Consider the following 19,240-nt stretch of genomic DNA (forward strand, 5'->3'; position numbering starts at 1 on the left):
CGGTCGGTTAAGGCGGCAAGTATGTCTGGATTCTACGAAGCGCCCATTCAGACTTTGTGACAATTGTTGACGACGCCTGTGCCCGACACCCGCTATGCCTAAGTGCGGGACTCTCAAGGACGGGCTTATGCGCACAGGGATGATGGCGCTGGCAGTTGGTCTGCTGGCCCCGGTTTTTATGCCGGCATTACCGCCGGTCTGGTTGATGCTGTTGCTGCCGGTGGCTGCTTTGATGCTGCTGCCGTTTCGCAGCTATCCGTTGGCGTTTTTGCTGTTGGGTTTTACGTGGTCCTGTGTCAGCGCGCAGTGGGCGTTGAATGATCGTTTGCCGACTGAACTGGATGGCGAAACCCGCTGGCTCGAAGGACGGGTCATCGGCTTGCCGCAGAGCGCCGAGGGTGTGGTGCGTTTCGAGTTGGCGGATGCGCGCTCGCGTCATGAAAAGCTGCCATCGCTGATGCGCCTCGCCTGGTACGCCGGGCCGCCGGTCAACAGTGGCGAGCGCTGGCGATTGGCAGTCAAACTCAAGCGCCCCGCTGGTTTGCTCAATCCGGATGCGTTCGATTACGAGGCTTGGCTGCTGGCGCAACGCGTCGGTGCGACGGGCACGATCAAGGACGGTCAACGCCTGAGCGAAGCGCGTTGGGCCTGGCGCGACAGCATTCGTCAGCGCCTGCTTGCAGTGGATGCGCACGGTCGGACCGGTGCTCTGGCCGCGTTGGTGTTGGGCGATGGGTCCGGGCTCAGTCGTGAGGATTGGCAGATTTTGCAGGACACCGGCACCGTGCACTTGTTGGTGATTTCCGGTCAGCACATCGGCTTGCTGGCGGCGGTGATGTATTGGCTGGTCGCAGGGTTGGCGCGATTTGGCCTGTGGCCATTGCGTTGGCCGTGGCTGCCATGGGCCTGTGGGCTGGCGTTCGCGGCAGCGTTTGGTTATGGGCTGCTTGCCGGGTTCGATGTGCCGGTGCAGCGGGCCTGCGTGATGGTCGGGCTGGTGCTGTTGTGGCGCCTGCGCTTTCGCCATCTGGGGGCATGGTGGCCGTTGCTGCTGGCGTTCAATGGTGTGCTGTTGCTGGATCCGCTCGCCAGTTTGCGTCCGGGTTTGTGGCTGTCGTTTGCGGCGGTGGCGGTGTTGATTTTCACCTTTGGCGGTCGTTTGGGTCCGTGGCGCTGGTGGCAGACCTGGACGCGGGCGCAATGGTTGATTGCGATTGGTTTGTGCCCGGTTTTGCTGGCACTGAACCTGCCGGTCAGTCTCAGCGGGCCGCTGGCCAATCTGCTCGCAGTGCCCTGGGTCAGTCTGGTGGTGTTACCGCCAGCGCTACTGGGCACGGTGTTGTTGCCTGTCCCTTATGTTGGCGCCGGCCTGCTGTGGCTGGCCGGCGGTTTGATCGACGTACTGTTTCGCGCGCTGGCAATGATTGCCGGGCATTGGCCGGCGTGGATCGCACCCTCGGTACCCACTTGGGTCTGGGCCATTGGCGGCCTCGGCGCCGTGTTGTTGCTGTTGCCGCGCGGCGTGCCGATGCGTGCACTGGGCTGGCCATTGCTATTGCTGCTGGTCGTGCCACCCCGCGAGCGTCTGGATGAAGGGCTGGCCGAGATCTGGCAACTCGATGTCGGCCAAGGCCTGGCCATCCTGATCCGCACGCGTCATCACGCGCTGCTGTATGACGCGGGGCCACGCTTTGGCGATTTCGATCTCGGTGAGCGGGTGGTGCTGCCTGCATTGCGCAAACTCAGCGTGAGAAACCTTGATCTGATGCTGCTTAGCCATGCGGACGCCGATCACGCTGGCGGCGCTTTGGCGATCACTCGTGGTTTGACCGTCGATCAAGTGATCAGCGGCGACCCGGCGGGGCTGCCCGCGCAGTTGAGCGCCGAGGCCTGCGAAAGCGGCCGGCAATGGCAGTGGGACGGCGTGCGTTTTCAACTCTGGCAGTGGGCGGACGCCGGCGACAGCAATCAGCGTTCCTGCGTGTTGCAGATCGAGGCCAATGGCGAGCGCCTGTTGCTGACCGGCGATATCGACACCCACGCCGAACGCGTATTACTCGACAGTCCACTGGCGGTCCCGACGCAATGGCTGCAATCGCCTCACCATGGCAGCCGCAGTTCATCGTCAATGGCGCTGCTCAAGGTGCTGCAACCTGAAGCCGTGTTGATTTCTCGCGGACAGGGCAACTCTTTCGGCCATCCACATCCGACCGTACTGGCGCGTTATCGCAAACAAGGCCTGCGCATTTACGACAGCGCCGAACAGGGCGCCATTCATCTGCAACTGGGCCGCTTCAAACCGCCGTGGACGATGCGTCATCAGCGGCGTTTCTGGCGTGATACGCCTGCGCTCGCCCGTTGATCGGTGCCAGCATGGATGGCACATCACGGTCGTCGGGGCGGCGGGTCTTAATCGTGAATCGGTATGGTAAAGTGGCGCACTTTTTCGAGGGGACTGTCACTGTGTGGGAATTGGTCAAATCCGGCGGCTGGATGATGTTGCCGATCATTCTGAGCTCCATCGCGGCCATGGCGATCGTCGCCGAACGCCTGTGGACCCTGCGCGCCAGTCGCGTCACCCCCGAGCATCTGCTGGGCCAGGTCTGGGTCTGGATCAAGGACAAGCAGCTCAATAAAGAAAAACTCAAGGAATTGCGCGCCAATTCGCCGCTGGGGGAAATCCTCGCTGCCGGTCTGGCCAACTCCAAGCATGGTCGCGAGATCATGAAAGAGTGCATTGAAGAGGCCGCCGCCCGGGTCATTCACGAACTCGAGCGCTACGTTAATGCGCTGGGCACGATTGCCGCCATGTCGCCGTTGCTCGGTCTGCTGGGCACCGTGTTAGGCATGATCGACATTTTCAGTGCCTTCACTGGCTCAGGCATGACCACCAACGCCTCGGTATTGGCCGGTGGTATTTCCAAAGCATTGATCACCACTGCGGCAGGCCTGATGGTCGGTATTCCGGCGGTGTTCTTCCACCGGTTCCTGCAACGCCGTATCGATGAGCTGGTGGTGGGCATGGAACAGGAAGCGATCAAACTGGTTGAAGTGGTGCAGGGCGATCGTGACGTCGACCTGGCCGAGGGCCGCGCGTGAAATTCCGTCGCAAGCCTCGGGAAACCATCGATATCAACCTCGCGTCGCTGATCGACGTGGTGTTCATTCTGCTGCTGTTTTTCGTCGTGACCACCACGTTTACCCGTGAAACCCAGTTGCGCGTCGACCTGCCGGAAGCGGTCAGCGGGTCACCGGCCGAAGATCAGCAGCTCAAGCAGATCGACGTGGCTATCAGCGCCGAAGGCGTTTTTTCGGTGAACAACAAGATTCTGCCGAAAAATGATCTGGCGACCCTGATGGAAGCCATGCAGAAAGAGTCCAACGGCGACACCAACATGCCGTTGTCGATCAGTGCTGACGGCAAGACTCAGCATCAATCCGTGATCACCGCCATGGACGCGGCCGGCAAGCTCGGTTTCAGCCATCTGCGCATGACCACGGTCGAGGCGGCGCCCAAATCCTGATGAGCCTGTCCGATCGCTTTCTCGCCGCGTGGTATCAGGGGCACCCGGCCCTGGCGCTGCTGCGGCCGCTGGAAATGTTGTATCGCCGTGTGGTGATCAACAAGCGTCAGCGCTTTCTCAGCGGTGAGGGTGAGATCTATCAATCGCCCGTGCCGTTGATCGTGGTCGGCAACATCACCGTGGGTGGCACCGGCAAGACGCCGATGATTCTGTGGTTGATCGAACATTGCCGGCGTAGCGGTTTGCGCGTCGGCGTGGTCAGCCGTGGCTACGGTGCCAAACCGCCGCAACTGCCATGGCGCGTTGAGGCCGAGCAAACCGCGGACATTGCCGGTGATGAACCGTTGTTGATCGTCCAGCGCACAGGTGTGCCGCTGATGATCGACCCCGATCGCAGCGCCGCCGTCAAAGCCTTGCTCGCCAATGAGCCGCTGGATCTGATCCTCTCCGACGACGGCATGCAGCATTACCGCCTGGCGCGTGATCTGGAGCTGGTGCTGATCGACGCCGCTCGTGGCCTCGGCAACAAGCGTTGCCTGCCTGCCGGGCCGTTGCGCGAACCGATCGAACGTCTGCAAAGTGTTGATGGTGTGCTGTTCAATGGTGCGACTGAAGACCGTGACGACGGTTTCGCTTTCCGTCTGCAACCGACTGCACTGGTCAACCTGCGCAGCGGGGAGCGTAAACCCCTTGACCACTTTCCCGCTGGCCAGGCCGTGCACGCCGTCGCCGGGATCGGCAATCCGCAACGTTTCTTCAATACCCTCGAAGCGCTAGACTGGCGAGCAATCCCCCATGCGTTTGCCGACCACGCCGAATACAGCGTGCAGGCGTTGAATTTCACACCGTCATTGCCGTTGGTGATGACCGAAAAGGACGCGGTGAAGTGCCGTGCCTTCGCTGCTGCCGATTGGTGGTATCTGGCGGTCGATGCTGTGCCGTCGCCGGCCTTCATGGCCTGGTTCGACACTCAGCTGATGCGCCTGTTGCCCGATCGGCTTTTGCCTTAACTCATTTATCAGGGAATGTTCATGGACACCAAATTGCTCGACATCCTCGCGTGCCCGATCTGCAAAGGCCCGCTCAAGCTCAGCGCCGACAAGACCGAGTTGATCAGCAAGGGCGCCGGCCTGGCTCTACCCGATCCGCGACGGCATCCCGGTGATGCTCGAAAGCGAAGCCCGTACCCTGACCACTGACGAGCGTCTGGATAAATGACCACCGCCTTCACCGTTGTCATCCCGTCGCGTTTCGCCTCGACCCGCTTGCCGGGCAAGCCGCTGCTGGACATCGCCGGCAAGCCGATGATCCAGCACGTCTGGGAACAGGCGAGCAAAAGCAGCGCCTCCCGCGTGGTGGTTGCGACTGACGATGCGCGCATCGTCGAGGCCTGCAAGGCCTTTGGCGCCGAAGTCGTGCTGACCCGTGAAGATCACAATTCCGGCACCGATCGTCTGGCCGAAGTCGCGGCGAAACTGGGCCTTGAACCCGACGCGATAGTGGTCAATGTGCAGGGTGACGAGCCGCTGATCCCGCCGAGCGTGATCGATCAGGTTGCCGCCAATCTGGCCGCCCACACTGAAGCGCGCATGGCCACGCTGGCCGAGCCGATTGAGGACGTGGAAACCTTGTTCAATCCGAACGTGGTCAAGGTCGTCAGCGACCTCAACGGTCTGGCGCTGACCTTCAGCCGTGCGACCCTGCCGTGGGCGCGCGATGCGTTTACCAAGAGCCGCGAGCAATTGCCTGAAGGCGTGCCGTACCGTCGTCACATCGGCATTTACGCCTACCGCGCCGGTTTCCTTCATGACTTCGTGAGCTGGGGCCCGTGCTGGCTGGAAAACACTGAATCCCTCGAGCAACTGCGTGCCCTGTGGCACGGCGTGCGGATTCATGTCGCCGATGCGCTGATCGCGCCGCCAACCGGCGTCGACACGGTTGAAGACCTCGAGCGCGTTCGTCGCCTGCTGGGGGCCTGATGCGCGTTCTGTTTGTGTGCCTGGGCAACATTTGCCGTTCGCCCACGGCTGAAGGCGTGTTACGGCACAAACTGCGTGAAGCGGGGCTGGCGGATCAGGTCGAAGTGGCCTCGGCTGGCACCGGTGACTGGCACGTCGGCAATCCGCCGGACAAACGCAGCCAGGCTGCGGCCAAAGTGCGCGGCTATGACCTGTCGGCGCAACGGGCGCAGCAGGTCAGTCGTGCCGATTTCGCCAGTTACGATCTGATTCTGGCGATGGATAACAGCAACCTGCGCAATCTCAAGGCGTTGCAGCCGTCGACCGGCAAGGCTGAGCTGGATCTGTTCCTGCGTCGTTATGCCGGTGTGGTCGATGAAGTGCCGGATCCGTATTACGACGGCGATCAGGGTTTCGAGCAGGTGCTGGATCTGATCGAAGCCGCGTGTGACCAGTTGTTGATCGAAGTGAAGGGCCGGTTATGAGTTTGCAGGTGCAACCGCAGGTTTCCCTGAAGTCGTTCAACAGTTTTGGCGTGGATGTTCGTGCGCAACTGTTCGCCGAAGCCCGCAGCGATGCCGATGTCCGTGAAGCGCTGGCGTATGCCACGGCGCACGACGTGCCGTTGCTGGTGATTGGCGGTGGCAGTAACTTGCTGCTGACCGCTGATATTCCGGCGCTGGTGCTGCGCATGGCAACGCGCGGGATCCGCGTCATCAGTGATGACGGCAACCGCGTGGTGATTGAGGCTGAAGCGGGCGAGCCGTGGCATCCGTTTGTCCAACACACACTGGCGCTGGGCTTTTCCGGACTGGAAAACCTCAGTCTGATTCCCGGCACTGTCGGCGCTGCGCCGATGCAGAACATTGGCGCTTACGGTGTCGAGATCAAGGATGTGTTCGCCGGCCTCACCGCGCTGGATCGTCAGACCGGCGAGTTGCGCGACTTCACTCTAGAAGAATGCAACTTTGCCTACCGCGACAGTCTGTTTAAGCAGCAGCCGGGACGTTGGCTGATTTTGCGGGTGCGCTTCGCGCTCAATCGCGTTGCACATCTGCATCTGGAATACGGCCCGGTGCGCCAGCGCCTGACCGAGCAAGGTATCGAGCAGCCGACGCCGACCGATGTCAGCCGCGCGATTTGCAGCATCCGCAGTGAAAAACTGCCGGACCCGGCAGTGCTCGGCAATGCCGGCAGTTTCTTCAAGAATCCGCTGGTGTCGGCGGCCATCGTCGCGCAGATCAAAGCGCAGCATCCGGATGTGGTCGCCTACTCGCAACCGGACGGGCAGATGAAACTGGCCGCGGGCTGGTTGATCGAGCGCGCTGGCTGGAAAGGTTTCCGTGAGGCAGATGCCGGCGTGCATAAATTGCAGGCGTTGGTGCTGGTCAACTACGGCGCGGCAACCGGGCTGCAACTGCTCGATCTGGCGCAACGCATCCAGAAAGACATTGCCGAACGTTTCAATGTCGAGCTGGAAATGGAGCCCAATCGCTATTAGTGCAGCTGCGAGCTTCAAGTTTTTAGCGGCAAGCTACAATCTTGATGGTGAGCCAGCTACTGCTTTTACTTGCAGCTTGTAGCTAAAAGCTCGTAACTGAAAAGCCCTGTCTCAGCAGGGCTTTTTCGTTAATGTTGGGTTAACTTAGCGAGCTAACGATAACCGTCATTTGCTTCACAAAAGGCCCGGTGCAGACGTTCGCGTCGGCACAAGAGAGCCTGATTAGCCTGAGTCGATCTGCGTGAACCACCGCCGATTCAACGGCGGCAGATTGCTCGACCCGATAACCACTAAAAATATGCGGGCGTGCCCATGATTACCCTGAAACTCAATGGCCAAGACCATTCACTTGATGTCACGGAAGACATGCCGCTGCTCTGGGCTATTCGCGATGTTGCTGGTTACAACGGCACCAAATTCGGCTGCGGCATGGGCCTGTGTGGCGCCTGCACCATTCACATCGATGGCTTGCCGGCGCGCAGTTGCATCACGCCGATTGGCTCGGTGGTCGGGCAGAACGTTACTACCATCGATAATCTTCATGCTGACCCGGTCGGGCAGGTGGTCCAGCAAGCCTGGCTCGACAGTGCTGTGGCTCAATGCGGTTTCTGTCAGGGTGGGCAGATCATGTCGGCCACGGCGTTGCTCAAGACCAACCCGAATCCGAGCGACGAGCAGATCGAAGAAGCCATGGTCGGCAACATTTGCCGTTGCGGCACCTATAACCGGATCAAAACCGCTATTCGTCAGGCTTCCACTCACTTGAAGGAGGCCAAGGCATGAGTCGCCTTCCGAATGATTTCGCCCTGAGCAATCTCAGCCGTCGTGGTTTCCTCAAAGGCGTCGGCGCTACCGGTGCACTGGTGCTGGCCGCCAGCTGGGGCTGGCAGGATGCGTTGGCCGAGGACAAGCCGAAACAGTTCGGCGCCGATGGCATGCCCAATGGCTGGATCGATGATCCGAAGGTCTACGTCAGCATCGCCGCTGACGGCACGGTCACCGTGGTGTGCAACCGTTCGGAAATGGGCCAGGGCGTGCGTACCAGTCTGACTATGGTCGTCGCTGATGAGCTGGAAGCCGATTGGGCGCACGTCAAAGTGCAGCAGGCGCCGGGTGATGAGGTGCGCTTCGGCAACCAGGACACCGACGGTTCGCGCAGCATGCGTCACTGGTACGAACCGATGCGGCGTTGTGGCGCGGCGGCGCGGACCATGCTCGAGCAAGCTGCCGCTGCGCAGTGGAAAGTGCCGGTCGGCGAATGTCACGCGCAGTTGCATAAAATCATTCACAAACCGTCCGGCCGTGAGCTGGGCTATGGCGAACTCGCCGCCGCGGCCAGCGCATTGGCAGTACCGGCGCGTGACAGCCTGCGCCTCAAGCAGCCATCGGAATTTCGCTACATTGGCAAAGAAGGCACCAAGGCCATCGACGGTGACGACATCGTCAATGGTCGTGCGGTGTACGGTGCTGACGTGCATTTCGACGGCATGTTGTACGCGACCATCGCGCGCCCGGCAGTTTACGGCGGCAAGGTCAAATCGCTGGACGACAGCGCGGCGCTGAAAGTCCCCGGCGTGCTCAAAGTGATGCAGATTGAAGGGCGTCCGCTGCCTTCGGAATTTCAGCCGTTAGGCGGCGTGGCTGTCGTGGCCAGCAATACCTGGGCAGCGATCAAGGGCCGCGAAGCTTTGAAAATCGAGTGGGACGATGGCCCGAATGCCAGTTACGACTCGATTGCCTATCGCAAGGAACTCGAAGCCGCCTCGCTGAAACCCGGCAAAGTGGTGCGCAACACTGGCGATATCGACAAGGCGTTGAGTGGCGCGGCCAGCACCCTTGAAGCTTCTTACTATCTGCCGCATCTGGCGCAGGCGCCGATGGAACCGATGGTCGCCATCGCCCGTTACCAGGACGGGGTTTGCGAGGCATGGGCGCCAAGTCAGGCGCCGCAAGTTACCCGCGAACGAATCGGCGAGCGCCTTGGTCTGCCGTTCGACAACGTCACCTTTAATGTCACACTGCTCGGCGGCGGTTTCGGGCGCAAATCCAAGCCGGACTTCGTTGTTGAGGCGGCGATCCTCGCCAAGGAGTTTCCCGGTAAAGCAGTGCGGGTGCAGTGGACGCGTGAAGATGACATCCACAACTCCTATTTCCACACCGTGTCCGCCGAGTATCTAAAGGCGGGCGTGGGCAAGGACGGCATGCCGTCCGGTTGGCTGCATCGCACCGTGGCACCGAGCATCACCGCGCTGTTCGCGCCGGGGATGAACCATGAAGCCGCGTTCGAACTGGGCATGGGTTTCACCAACATGGCCTACGCCATTCCTAACGTGCGCCTGGAAAACCCCGAAGCCACCGTGCACACGCGAGTCGGCTGGTATCGCTCGGTGTCGAACATTCCCCATGGTTTCGCAATTCAGAGCTTCGTCGATGAGTTGGCGCACAAGGCCGGCGAAGATCCGCTCAAGTACCAGATCAAACTGCTCGGTGCGGATCGGCAGATCGACCCGCGTACCTTGAGCGAAGAGTGGAACTACGGTGAGTCTCCCGAGCGTTATCCGATCGATACCGGACGCATGCGCGCCGTGCTGGAAACCGCCGCGAAAGCTGCCGGTTGGGGGCGCAAACTGCCGAAGGGGCGTGGTCTCGGTCTGGCGGTGCATTACAGCTTCGTCACCTATGTGGCGGCGGTGATCGAAGTCGAGGTCAAGGACGATGGCACGCTGATCGTGCATAAGGCTGATATTGCCGTGGATTGCGGGCCGCAGATCAACCCAGAACGTATTCGCTCGCAGTTCGAAGGCGCTTGCGTGATGGGCTTGGGCAACGCAGTACTGGGCGAAATCAGCTTCAAGGACGGCAAGGTCCAGCAGGACAACTTCCATATGTACGAAGTGGCGCGCATGTCGCTGGCGCCGAAGGAAGTTGCCGTGCATCTGGTAACGCCACCGGGCGACGTCCCGTTGGGCGGTGTCGGCGAACCGGGCGTACCGCCGATTGCCCCGGCGCTGTGCAACGCGATTTTCGCCGCCACCGGCAAGCGTATTCGCAACCTGCCGGTGCGCTATCAGTTGCAGGGCTGGCAGAAGGCAGAGGCGTAATGGACAGCGTCGACCTCAACGTCCTGCGCAGCGTCCTTGAGTGGCGCCGCGCGGGACAGCGGGTGGTGCTGTTCAGCGTGGTGCAGACCTGGGGCACGGCGCCTCGCGCTCCCGGCGCGATGTTGGCGTTGCGCGAGGATGGCGTGGTGATCGGTTCGGTGTCGGGCGGGTGCGTCGAGGATGACTTGATTGCCCGTTTGCACGACGGCCGCATCGCCAGCGATGGGCCGCCGGTGCAGTTGATCACTTATGGCGTCACGCGAGAGGAGGCGGCGCGCTTCGGATTGCCTTGTGGCGGTACGTTGCGCCTGACCGGAGAGCGGGTTGGCGATCCTGCGTGGGTTGCCGAATTGCTCGCGCGTTGTGAAGCGCACGAGATCGTCGCCCGTGAGCTGAACATTGAAACCGGTGAAGTGTTGCTGTCGGCGGCGAGCAAGTCTGATTCGCTGGCGTTCGACGGCAAAAACCTGCGAGCCATCTACGGCCCGCGTTGGCGATTGTTGTTGATCGGCGCCGGACAGTTGTCGCGCTACGTCGCGGACATGGCGCGGCTGCTGGATTTCGAGGTGCTGATTTGCGATCCGCGTACCGAGTTTGTCTACGGTTGGGAAGAGCACCACGGGCGTTTCGTCCCGGGCATGCCGGATGACGCGGTGCTGAGCATCCAGACCGATGAGCGCACGGCGATTGTCGCGCTGACTCATGATCCGCGTCTGGATGATATGGCGTTGCTCACGGCGCTGGATTCGCCAGCCTTCTATGTTGGCGCGCTCGGCTCTCGGGTCAACAGTCAGAAGCGTCGGGAGAATCTCGCTCAGCTAGGCTTGTCGGTACAGGCGATCGATCGACTGCACGGGCCCATCGGTCTGCACATCGGCAGTCATTCACCGGCGGAAATTGCCTTGTCCTTGTTGGCAGAAATCGTCGCGATCAAGAACGGTGTCGAGTTGAAGCAGAAGAAAACACTGGAGGGCGCATGAGTCGATCCATTGCAGTGATTGTGCTGGCAGCGGGCGAGGGCAGTCGCTTTCGCCAGGTGGCGGGTGCGGACAAGGACAAGTTGCTGGCGGACTGCACCGGGCGTGATGGTGCGGTGCGTTCGGTGATCGAGCAGGTGTTGGTGAATCTGCCGGCCGGTCTTGATAAGCGCGTCATGGTGACGACTGAGGCGCGGCCGCAGGCAATGCGCATGGCCCAGGCTTACGGCTGTGAGGTGGTCTCGATCGAATCGACCGGAATGGGTGACAGCATTGCCGCTGGCGTCGCGGCGTGCCCGGAGGCGGATGGCTGGTTGATTGTGTTGGGGGATATGCCGTTTATCTTGCCGTCGAGTATTGAACGAGTCGTTGCGGCGATTGCCGACGATGCGGTGAGCGTGCCGGTGCAGGATGGCGAGTTTGGCCATCCAGTGGGGTTTGGGCGTTCGTTTGGTGCGGGGTTGCAGGCTTTGAGTGGCGATCGAGGGGCTCGGCCGTTGTTCAAGCAGGGCAGGTTGGTGGAAGTGGCGGTGGATGATCCTGGAGTGCTTTGGGATATCGATGTGCCTGAGGCTTTGGTTTTTGCTTCGTCTTGAGAGCTGCGTAAATTCCTAAGAGCCCCTCACCCTAGCCCTCCCGAAGCGTCGGACCGCCCAGAGGGAGAGGGGACTGATCCAGGTGTTCTTTCGAGGTACATCGACCTGAAATATCCAGTTGAACTCAATATCTGAAAACCGCGCAAATCGGCGCCCTTTCCCCCTCGTCCCTTGGTGAAAAGGCTGGGGGCGAGGGGGGTGGATCTAGAGTCCACCACAAAAAATCGAGGCATAAAAAAGCCCCGCCAGGTTTTCACCGGGCGGGGCTCTTTATTGGCTTTGGAAATTACACGAGTGGTTTAGGCTCGTGTTCTTTTTCCTCGGCTTCCTGGTGCTGCTCGACCGCGTCCTGAACGGAGCGTGGTGCTTCAGCGATCACCGCTTCGACAACCGCTTCTTCAGCGACCGGGGCAGGCGCTGCCTCGACCACTTCAGCAACCGGAGCAGCAGCGGCAGCCAGTTCGGCTTCCTTCTGCAGACGCTCTTCTTCACGCTTGCGACGACGCACTTCACGTGGGTCGTTCGGCGCGCGGCCGCTTGGTGTCAGGGCGCTGACCGGAGCCGGTGCTTCAACCACTGGAGCTGGCGCTTCGGCAACGACAGGTGCTTCGACAACCGGTGCTGGTTCAGCAATGACCACTGGCTCGGCAAATTTGGTCTCTTCAACCACAGGAGCTTCAACCGCAGGAGCTTCGAACACTGGCGTTTCAACAACCGGTGCCTCAACCACTGGCGCTGGTGTTTCAGCAACAGCCGGCTCGGCGACCCAGTTGAAAGCGGTCTGCTCTTCGCGAACTTCACGCACGGTTTCGGTCACGGTTTCAGCGACGGTTTCAACCGCCGGCTCGGCAACCACGGCTGGAGCTGGCTCTACCTGAGGCAGGGTTTCCTGAACCGGTGCCACTTCGACTTCCGGAGCAGCAATCACTTCCACTGGCGTAGTCGCTTCAACAACTGGCGCTTCCACTGGAGCAGTTTCCTGCACAGTGGCGGTGGCGAGTTCAGCTTGCTCGTGGGCTTGGGCTTCCGCCGGAGCACTGATCACGGTGCTGGCAACGGCTGCGGTAACAGCCAGGCCTGCGGCCAGATCGGCGGTGCTTGGCTCTTCAGCGTTTTCGCCGGCTTCGGATTCTTCCGAACCTTCTATCACGTTACCGTTGGCATCACGCTGACGCTCACGACGGTTGCTGCGACGACGCTGACCGCGCGAACGACGACGTGGACGATCGCCTTCGGCGTTCTCCGAACCGTCTTCCGGCAGTTGCTCTTCGTTGCTGTTCACTTCTTCTTCAGCGACGGCAGCAGCGGCCTGTTCGGCGCGTGGCTGACGCTCTTCACGCGGCGGACGCGGTGCGCGTTCTTCACGTGGCTGACGGGCCGGACGCTCTTCAGCGACAACGGCTGCGGTAGCTTCAGCCACTGGAGTGGCGTCCAGAGGCTCGCGCAGTTCACGTACACGTTCTTCACGCTCGCCACGTGGCTTGCGGTCTTCACGCGGTGCACGTGGAGCACGTTCTTCACGCGGAGCACGAGGAGCGCGTTCTTCACGGGCAACTGGCGCTTCGGTACGGGCTTCACGAGGCTCGCGGACTTCACGGGCTTCACGTGGAGCGCGCTCTTCGCGTGGCGCACGTTCTTCACGTGGGGCACGTTCTTCGCGCGGCTTGCGTTCTTCATCGCGGCGACCGTTACGGTTGCGGCTCTGCTGACGACCGTTGCGACGCTCTTCGTTGCGGGCCGGACGTTCGGCGGCTGGTTTTTCAACCACAACCGGAGCGGCTGGCTCTTCTTTGGTGGCGAACAGGCTGACCAGCGATTTCACCAGGCCTTTGAACAGGCTTGGCTCTGGCGCGGTAACCGGGGCCGGTGCTGGAGCGGCAGGCGCGGCGGCTTCGGTCGGAACCGGAGCGTTGGCACGGGCCGGTGCAGTTTTAACGGCTGCTTCCTGGCGAACCAGGGTGCGGGTCGCAGCGGCTGGCTGAACTTCTTCGACTTCAGCAGCGGCAGCAGCGATTTCGTAGCTGGACTGGTTGGTCGCGGCTTCCGGGCTGTCGTCACGCAGACGCTGAACTTCGAAATGCGGGGTTTCGAGGTGGTCGTTCGGCAGAATGATGATGCGGGCACGGGTGCGCAGTTCGATCTTGGTGATCGAGTTGCGTTTTTCGTTGAGCAGGAACGCGGCGACCGGGATTGGCACCTGAGCGCGCACTTCGGCAGTGCGGTCTTTCAGAGCTTCTTCTTCGATCAGGCGCAGGATCGCCAGCGACAGCGATTCAACGTCGCGGATGATGCCGGTGCCGTTGCAACGCGGGCAGACGATGCCGCTGCTTTCGCCCAGCGACGGACGCAGGCGCTGACGGGACATTTCCAGCAGGCCGAAGCGCGAGATGCGGCCGATCTGCACGCGAGCACGGTCGGCTTCCAGGCATTCGCGGACTTTCTCTTCCACGGCGCGCTGGTTCTTGGCAGGGGTCATGTCGATGAAGTCGATGACGATCAGGCCGCCGATGTCGCGCAGGCGCAACTGACGGGCGATTTCTTCGGCGGCTTCAAGGTTGGTCTGCAGAGCGGTTTCTTCGATGTCGCTGCCTTTGGTGGCGCGCGCCGAGTTGATGTCGATGGACACCAGGGCTTCGGTCGGATCGATGACGATGGAGCCGCCGGAAGGCAGTTCAACGACGCGCTGGAAAGCGGTCTCGATCTGGCTTTCGATCTGGAAACGGTTGAACAGCGGCACGCTGTCTTCGTACAGCTTGATCTTGCTGGCGTACTGCGGCATCACCTGGCGGATGAAGGTCAGGGCTTCGTCCTGGGCTTCAACGCTGTCGATCAGCACTTCGCCGATGTCCTGGCGCAGGTAATCGCGGATCGCGCGGATGATCACGTTGCTTTCCTGGTAGATCAGGAAAGGCGCGGAGCGATCCAGCGAGGCTTCTTTGATGGCGGTCCACAGTTGCAGCAGGTAGTCGAGGTCCCACTGCATTTCTTCGCTGCTGCGGCCCAGGCCGGCAGTGCGCACGATCAGACCCATGTCGGCCGGTGCAACCAGGCCGTTCAGCGCTTCACGCAGTTCGTTGCGCTCTTCGCCTTCGATGCGACGGGAGATGCCGCCGGCACGCGGGTTGTTCGGCATCAGCACGAGGTAACGACCGGCCAGGCTGATGAAGGTGGTCAGGGCTGCGCCCTTGTTGCCACGTTCTTCTTTTTCGACCTGAACGATGACTTCCTGGCCTTCGCTCAGGACGTCCTTGATGTTGACGCGGCCTTCAGGAGCTTTCTTGAAGTATTCGCGGGAGATTTCTTTGAGGGGCAGGAAGCCGTGGCGCTCGGAGCCGAAATCGACAAAGGCAGCCTCAAGGCTTGGTTCGATGCGAGTGATGCGGCCTTTATAGATGTTGGCCTTCTTCTGCTCGCGTGCACCGGATTCGATGTCCAGGTCGTAGAGGCGTTGGCCATCTACCAGTGCAACACGCAACTCTTCGGGTTGAGTTGCGTTAATCAGCATTCTTTTCATGTAGTACCGTCGGTTTCCGGGCTGCCGGAAACGGCGTTCGGCACACACGACTTCTCACGGTCGGTGTCAGGTGCGTCGGGAGTGGTTGGCCATTCCCGTGTCCAGCGATATGCGGCCAATTGGGCCGATATAGCGACGTACGCGTCCTGCTTGCTGTGGCTACTTAAGCACTCAGTCAGGAGGAGGAATCAACCAGCGGCTGTGGACGAGATGAAGCGTCTTGATAAAGCCTATTGCTACACAGTCCAGCGGTTGTGCATCTCCACCCTACACGTATCCCTGATAATTCGGGTGCTGCCGCGCGCAGAATCCGCAGCGGGTTGGCATTTACCGTGAGCTCCGAAAGGGGAGGTCACGCATCATGGCTAATTCAGGCGTTGTTTCCGAAACATTCGCTCGGGGTCATCTGCAGCTGACTGCACTTTGTGAACTGGCCTTGAATATGTGCCTGCCAGGCGAGTAAAAACTCTGCTCGGCGGTGTAATTCAGGCCTCATGTCACCTGCGCTTGTTACAACTGCAAACTCCACCGTTACGTAGCGAAAGCCCCGTAGGACGGCCTCGCGTCCTGGTGAATTGCGTTGGTCAGGGCCGGTTTTTGACCGTGGTTCCTCTGTCCAGGCCGCTTTTGGCGGCGTTCGCGACTATAGCAGTAATGATTAAGTGCTTCAATTCCATAAAAATTGTTATCATCCGCGGCATGACAACTACTGCCCCTTCGACTCCAGGCGTTCAATTGCTTGAAGTCTCGCCGGAGTATGCCGGCCAACGAATCGACAATTTCCTCCTCGCTCGGCTCAAAGGCGTGCCCAAGACCTTGATTTACCGCATTTTGCGCAAAGGCGAAGTGCGTGTGAACAAAGGTCGGATCAAGCCCGAATACAAGCTGCAGGCTGGCGATATCGTGCGCGTGCCGCCGGTTCGCGTGCCTGAGCGCGATGAGCCGGTGCCGCTGGCACAGGGTCTGTTGCAGCGCCTGGAAGCTTCGATTGTCTTCGAAGACAAAGCCCTGATCGTGATCAATAAGCCCGCCGGCATTGCGGTTCACGGCGGTAGTGGCTTGAACTTCGGGGTGATCGAAGCCTTTCGTCAGTTGCGTCCCGATGCCAAAGAGCTGGAATTGGTACACCGTCTCGATCGTGATACCTCCGGCCTGCTGATGATCGCGAAAAAGCGCAGCATGTTGCGCCACTTGCACGAGCAATTGCGCGGCGATGGCGTCGACAAGCGCTACATGGCGCTGGTGCGTGGCAACTGGGCGACCTCGATCAAGAAAGTCAGTGCGCCGTTGCTCAAGAGCAATCTGCGTTCCGGCGAGCGCATGGTTGAAGTCAACGAAGAAGGCAAAGAAGCCCTGACCATGTTCAAGGTGCTGCGCCGTTTCGGTGATTTTGCCACCATGGTCGAGGCTAAACCGGTTACCGGTCGTACCCACCAGATTCGCGTGCACACCTTGCATGCTGGCCATTGCATCGCTGGCGACAGCAAGTACGGCGATGAGGATTTCACCAAGGAAATCCGTGATCTGGGCGGTAAGCGCCTGTTCCTGCACGCTTACATGCTGACCGTGCCGCTGCCCGATGGTGGCAAGCTGACCTTGCAGGCACCGGTCGATGAAATGTGGGCCAAGACCGTGGAGCGATTGAGTGCGCCCATCTGATTACAAGCTGCTGATTTTCGATTGGGACGGCACGCTGGCCGATTCCATCCATCGGATCGTCGAGGCGATGCACTCTGCATCCGGGCGCTCCGGTTTCGAGTTGCGTGATGATTTTGCCGTCAAAGGCATTATCGGTCTGGGCTTGCCCGAGGCGATTCGCACGTTGTACCCCGAGATCAGCGATGCCGAAATGACCTTGTTTCGCGAGTATTACGCCGATCACTACATCGCTGCAGAGGCCGTGCCTTCGCCGTTGTTCGAAGGGGTAGTCGAGTCGATGGCGTCGTTTCGTGAGCAGGGCTATCACCTCGCTGTCGCCACCGGCAAAAATCGTCGCGGCCTGGATCGGGTGCTCAAGGCCAATGGCTGGGAAGATTATTTCGATATCACCCGCGCTGCCGATGAAACTGCCAGCAAACCGCACCCTCTGATGCTGGAGCAGATCCTTGCGCATTGTGGTGTGCGTCCGCAGCAGGCGCTGATGGTTGGTGATTCGTCCTTCGATCTGCTGATGGCGCGTAACGCGGGGATGGATTCGGTCGCGGTCAGTTATGGCGCGCAATCGATCGAATCGCTGCAGCAGTTCGAGCCACGTCTGTCGATCGACCGTTTTTCTGAATTGCATGCCTGGCTGGGGCAGCAGGCTTAATACGTTTTTGCTGGGGTGGATGGCATGACCGACGAATGGAAAGCACCGGCCAAGGCAAGTGCCGACGGCGGTGACGAGAAAAGCTGGAAGCTGTTGGAGAAGACCCTGCTCGCCGGTGTGCAAGAGCAGCGTCGTTCGCGGCGTTGGGGGATCTTCTTCAAGCTGCTGACATTTGTTTATCTGTTTGTTGCGCTGATTTTGTTCACGCCGCTGATGGACGTGGAAAAAAGCGCCGCGCGCGGACCGAACTACACCGCGCTGATCGACGTCACCGGCATGATCGCCGACAAAGAGCCGGCCAGCGCCGACAACATCGTCGGCAGCCTGCGCGCGGCGTTCGAGGACAAGAAGGTCAAGGGCGTGATCCTGCGGATCAACAGCCCGGGCGGCAGTCCGGTGCAGTCGGGTTATGTGTATGACGAGATCAAGCGTCTGCGCGGCCTGCACCCGGAGATCAAGGTGTATGCGGTGATTTCCGATCTGGGTGCGTCCGGTGCTTATTACATCGCCAGTGCGGCGGATCAGATTTACGCCGACAAGGCGAGTCTGGTCGGTTCGATTGGTGTGACGGCGGCCGGTTACGGTTTTGTCGGCACCATGGAGAAACTTGGCGTCGAGCGTCGTACGTACACCTCGGGCGAGCATAAGTCGTTCCTTGATCCGTTCCAGCCGCAAAAGCCTGAAGAGACAGCGTTCTGGCAGAGCGTGCTCGATACGACGCACAAGCAGTTCATCAACAGCGTCAAGCAGGGGCGTGGTGATCGTCTGAAAGACAAGGATCATCCAGAGCTGTTCTCTGGGTTGGTCTGGTCGGGCGAGCAGGCGCTGCCGCTGGGATTGATTGATGGTCTGGGCAATGCCAGTTCGGTGGCGCGGGATGTGATTGGCGAGAAGGAGCTGGTGGACTTCACCGTTCAGGAATCGCCGTTCGATCGCTTCTCGAAGAAGCTCGGTGCCAGTGTCGCTGAGCAGTTGGCGATGTGGATGGGGTTCCACGGGCCTTCGTTGCGCTGATTCGTTGTAAAGATCAAAGATCGCAGCCTGCGGCAGCTCCTACACAGATCGGTGTAGGGGGTGCCGCAGGCTGCGATCTTTTGCTTTACGGGATTTGCACGCCTTCGATCAGCAGCATGTCGATCAGGCGAATCAGTGGCAGGCCGATCAGGCTGGTGGCGTCAGGGCCTTGGGTGGACTGAAACAGGCTCACGCCAAGGCCTTCCGCCTTGAAGCTGCCTGCGCAGTCGTAAGGTTGTTCAATGCGCAAGTAACGTTCTATGCGCGCCTGATCCAGTGTGCGCATGTGTACGGTGAACGGCACGCAGTCGACCTGGCATTGCCCGGTTTTGCTGTTAAGCAGGGCCAGGCCGGTCAGGAAGGTCACGCTGGCGCCACTGGCGGCCATCAATTGTTCGCGAGCCTTTTCGAAAGTATGCGGCTTGCCGATAATCTGCTCGCCGAGCACGGCGACCTGGTCCGAACCGATAATCAGATGAGCGGGGTGGCTGTCGGCCAATGCCCGGGCTTTTTGTTCGGCGAGGCGTTTGACCAGTTCGATCGCTGATTCATCTGGGCGGTGGCTTTCATCGATATCCGGCGAGCTGCAGACGAACGGCAGGTGCAGGCGGGCGAGCAATTCGCGACGATATGTCGAGCTTGAAGCGAGTAATAAAGGCAGCATTCGCGTCTCCTGAGGCAGATGCGAATTCTAGCGGAGGCACGCAAGTGACGGACAGGGCACAATTTCCTTTGACATGGGTGGGT

16 protein-coding genes and 1 pseudogene are annotated in these 19,240 nt (G+C 60.5%); 15 read left to right on the forward strand and 2 right to left on the reverse strand.

Annotation, left to right across the window (positions count from 1 at the left end; all coding sequences use genetic code 11):
* Positions 1-127: 127 nt before the first annotated feature.
* The 12 genes and pseudogenes from ACOYXE_RS01350 (at position 128) to ACOYXE_RS01405 (ending at position 11,657) form a co-directional block, all read left to right on the forward strand.
* Entirely contained in the window at positions 128-2,362 is a 2,235-nt protein-coding gene (locus ACOYXE_RS01350) for a DNA internalization-related competence protein ComEC/Rec2 (protein ID WP_160059024.1), read from the forward strand.
* A gap of 101 nt (positions 2,363-2,463) precedes the next feature.
* A complete protein-coding gene (locus tag ACOYXE_RS01355; RefSeq protein ID WP_007908216.1) occupies positions 2,464-3,099 on the forward strand; it encodes a MotA/TolQ/ExbB proton channel family protein in 636 nt (211 codons plus the stop codon).
* On the forward strand, positions 3,096-3,524 hold the full coding sequence (locus ACOYXE_RS01360; RefSeq protein ID WP_007908223.1) for an ExbD/TolR family protein: 429 nt from the start codon (positions 3,096-3,098) through the stop codon (positions 3,522-3,524). The genes ACOYXE_RS01355 and ACOYXE_RS01360 overlap by 4 nt, the downstream gene beginning before the upstream one ends.
* On the forward strand, positions 3,524-4,534 hold the full coding sequence (lpxK, locus tag ACOYXE_RS01365; protein ID WP_160059023.1) for a tetraacyldisaccharide 4'-kinase: 1,011 nt from the start codon (positions 3,524-3,526) through the stop codon (positions 4,532-4,534). Before ACOYXE_RS01360 ends, lpxK begins: the two co-directional genes overlap by 1 nt.
* A 21-nt stretch (positions 4,535-4,555) precedes the next feature.
* Positions 4,556-4,742: pseudogene (locus ACOYXE_RS01370) on the forward strand (Trm112 family protein).
* Positions 4,739-5,503: a 3-deoxy-manno-octulosonate cytidylyltransferase gene (gene kdsB / locus ACOYXE_RS01375; RefSeq protein WP_460927412.1), complete on the forward strand. Its 765-nt coding sequence runs from the start codon at positions 4,739-4,741 to the stop codon at positions 5,501-5,503. The pseudogene ACOYXE_RS01370 and the gene kdsB overlap by 4 nt, the downstream one beginning before the upstream one ends.
* Positions 5,503-5,967: a low molecular weight protein-tyrosine-phosphatase gene (locus ACOYXE_RS01380; protein WP_016986041.1), complete on the forward strand. Its 465-nt coding sequence runs from the start codon at positions 5,503-5,505 to the stop codon at positions 5,965-5,967. Before kdsB ends, ACOYXE_RS01380 begins: the two co-directional genes overlap by 1 nt.
* A complete protein-coding gene (gene murB, locus ACOYXE_RS01385; protein WP_160059020.1) occupies positions 5,964-6,983 on the forward strand; it encodes a UDP-N-acetylmuramate dehydrogenase in 1,020 nt (339 codons plus the stop codon). The genes ACOYXE_RS01380 and murB overlap by 4 nt, the downstream gene beginning before the upstream one ends.
* Before the next feature lie 312 nt (positions 6,984-7,295).
* Positions 7,296-7,766, forward strand: coding sequence for a (2Fe-2S)-binding protein (locus ACOYXE_RS01390; RefSeq protein WP_034155364.1), 471 nt, complete (start codon positions 7,296-7,298; stop codon positions 7,764-7,766).
* Positions 7,763-10,084, forward strand: a complete 2,322-nt coding sequence (locus ACOYXE_RS01395) for a xanthine dehydrogenase family protein molybdopterin-binding subunit (protein ID WP_460927415.1) — start codon at positions 7,763-7,765, stop codon at positions 10,082-10,084. The genes ACOYXE_RS01390 and ACOYXE_RS01395 overlap by 4 nt, the downstream gene beginning before the upstream one ends.
* Positions 10,084-11,064 (forward strand): XdhC family protein, encoded by a 981-nt coding sequence (locus tag ACOYXE_RS01400; protein WP_160059018.1) that lies wholly within the window; start codon positions 10,084-10,086, stop codon positions 11,062-11,064. Before ACOYXE_RS01395 ends, ACOYXE_RS01400 begins: the two co-directional genes overlap by 1 nt.
* On the forward strand, positions 11,061-11,657 hold the full coding sequence (locus ACOYXE_RS01405) for a nucleotidyltransferase family protein (protein ID WP_160059017.1): 597 nt from the start codon (positions 11,061-11,063) through the stop codon (positions 11,655-11,657). Before ACOYXE_RS01400 ends, ACOYXE_RS01405 begins: the two co-directional genes overlap by 4 nt.
* A 286-nt stretch (positions 11,658-11,943) precedes the next feature.
* Here the strand turns inward: ACOYXE_RS01405 and rne are convergent, their stop codons facing one another.
* Positions 11,944-15,171: a ribonuclease E gene (gene rne, locus ACOYXE_RS01410; RefSeq protein WP_460927416.1), complete on the reverse strand. Its 3,228-nt coding sequence runs from the start codon at positions 15,169-15,171 to the stop codon at positions 11,944-11,946.
* 699 nt (positions 15,172-15,870) lie between these two features.
* On the opposite strand from rne, the gene rluC reads away from it, so the two are divergent.
* From rluC to sppA, 3 genes are read left to right on the forward strand one after another with little or no spacing between them, the layout of a single operon-like run.
* The gene (rluC, locus tag ACOYXE_RS01415; protein WP_038364486.1) at positions 15,871-16,830 is read left to right on the forward strand and encodes a 23S rRNA pseudouridine(955/2504/2580) synthase RluC; all 960 of its coding nucleotides are present in this window, start codon (positions 15,871-15,873) and stop codon (positions 16,828-16,830) included.
* Positions 16,817-17,479, forward strand: a complete 663-nt coding sequence (locus tag ACOYXE_RS01420; RefSeq protein WP_160059015.1) for an HAD-IA family hydrolase — start codon at positions 16,817-16,819, stop codon at positions 17,477-17,479. Before rluC ends, ACOYXE_RS01420 begins: the two co-directional genes overlap by 14 nt.
* 24 nt (positions 17,480-17,503) lie before the next feature.
* On the forward strand, positions 17,504-18,493 hold the full coding sequence (sppA, locus tag ACOYXE_RS01425) for a signal peptide peptidase SppA (RefSeq protein ID WP_460927419.1): 990 nt from the start codon (positions 17,504-17,506) through the stop codon (positions 18,491-18,493).
* Between the two features lie 85 nt (positions 18,494-18,578).
* Here sppA and ACOYXE_RS01430 read toward each other — a convergent pair whose 3' ends face one another.
* Positions 18,579-19,157, reverse strand: coding sequence for a Maf family protein (locus ACOYXE_RS01430; RefSeq protein WP_160059013.1), 579 nt, complete (start codon positions 19,155-19,157; stop codon positions 18,579-18,581).
* Positions 19,158-19,240: the final 83 nt, after the last annotated feature.

The organism is Pseudomonas sp. MC6, assembly GCF_054790575.1.

What these genes read in the sequence shown, in the direction of transcription:
- ACOYXE_RS01350 (WP_160059024.1), top strand. Translation starts at nt 128, where the DNA reads ATGCGCACAGGGATGATGGCGCTGGCAGTTGGTCTGCTGGCCCCGGTT.
- lpxK (WP_160059023.1), top strand. Translation starts at nt 3,524, where the DNA reads ATGAGCCTGTCCGATCGCTTTCTCGCCGCGTGGTATCAGGGGCACCCG.
- kdsB (WP_460927412.1), top strand. Translation starts at nt 4,739, where the DNA reads ATGACCACCGCCTTCACCGTTGTCATCCCGTCGCGTTTCGCCTCGACC.
- ACOYXE_RS01380 (WP_016986041.1), top strand. Translation starts at nt 5,503, where the DNA reads ATGCGCGTTCTGTTTGTGTGCCTGGGCAACATTTGCCGTTCGCCCACG.
- murB (WP_160059020.1), top strand. Translation starts at nt 5,964, where the DNA reads ATGAGTTTGCAGGTGCAACCGCAGGTTTCCCTGAAGTCGTTCAACAGT.
- ACOYXE_RS01390 (WP_034155364.1), top strand. Translation starts at nt 7,296, where the DNA reads ATGATTACCCTGAAACTCAATGGCCAAGACCATTCACTTGATGTCACG.
- ACOYXE_RS01395 (WP_460927415.1), top strand. Translation starts at nt 7,763, where the DNA reads ATGAGTCGCCTTCCGAATGATTTCGCCCTGAGCAATCTCAGCCGTCGT.
- ACOYXE_RS01400 (WP_160059018.1), top strand. Translation starts at nt 10,084, where the DNA reads ATGGACAGCGTCGACCTCAACGTCCTGCGCAGCGTCCTTGAGTGGCGC.
- ACOYXE_RS01405 (WP_160059017.1), top strand. Translation starts at nt 11,061, where the DNA reads ATGAGTCGATCCATTGCAGTGATTGTGCTGGCAGCGGGCGAGGGCAGT.
- rne (WP_460927416.1), bottom strand. Translation starts at nt 15,171, where the DNA reads ATGAAAAGAATGCTGATTAACGCAACTCAACCCGAAGAGTTGCGTGTT.
- rluC (WP_038364486.1), top strand. Translation starts at nt 15,871, where the DNA reads ATGACAACTACTGCCCCTTCGACTCCAGGCGTTCAATTGCTTGAAGTC.
- sppA (WP_460927419.1), top strand. Translation starts at nt 17,504, where the DNA reads ATGACCGACGAATGGAAAGCACCGGCCAAGGCAAGTGCCGACGGCGGT.
- ACOYXE_RS01430 (WP_160059013.1), bottom strand. Translation starts at nt 19,157, where the DNA reads ATGCTGCCTTTATTACTCGCTTCAAGCTCGACATATCGTCGCGAATTG.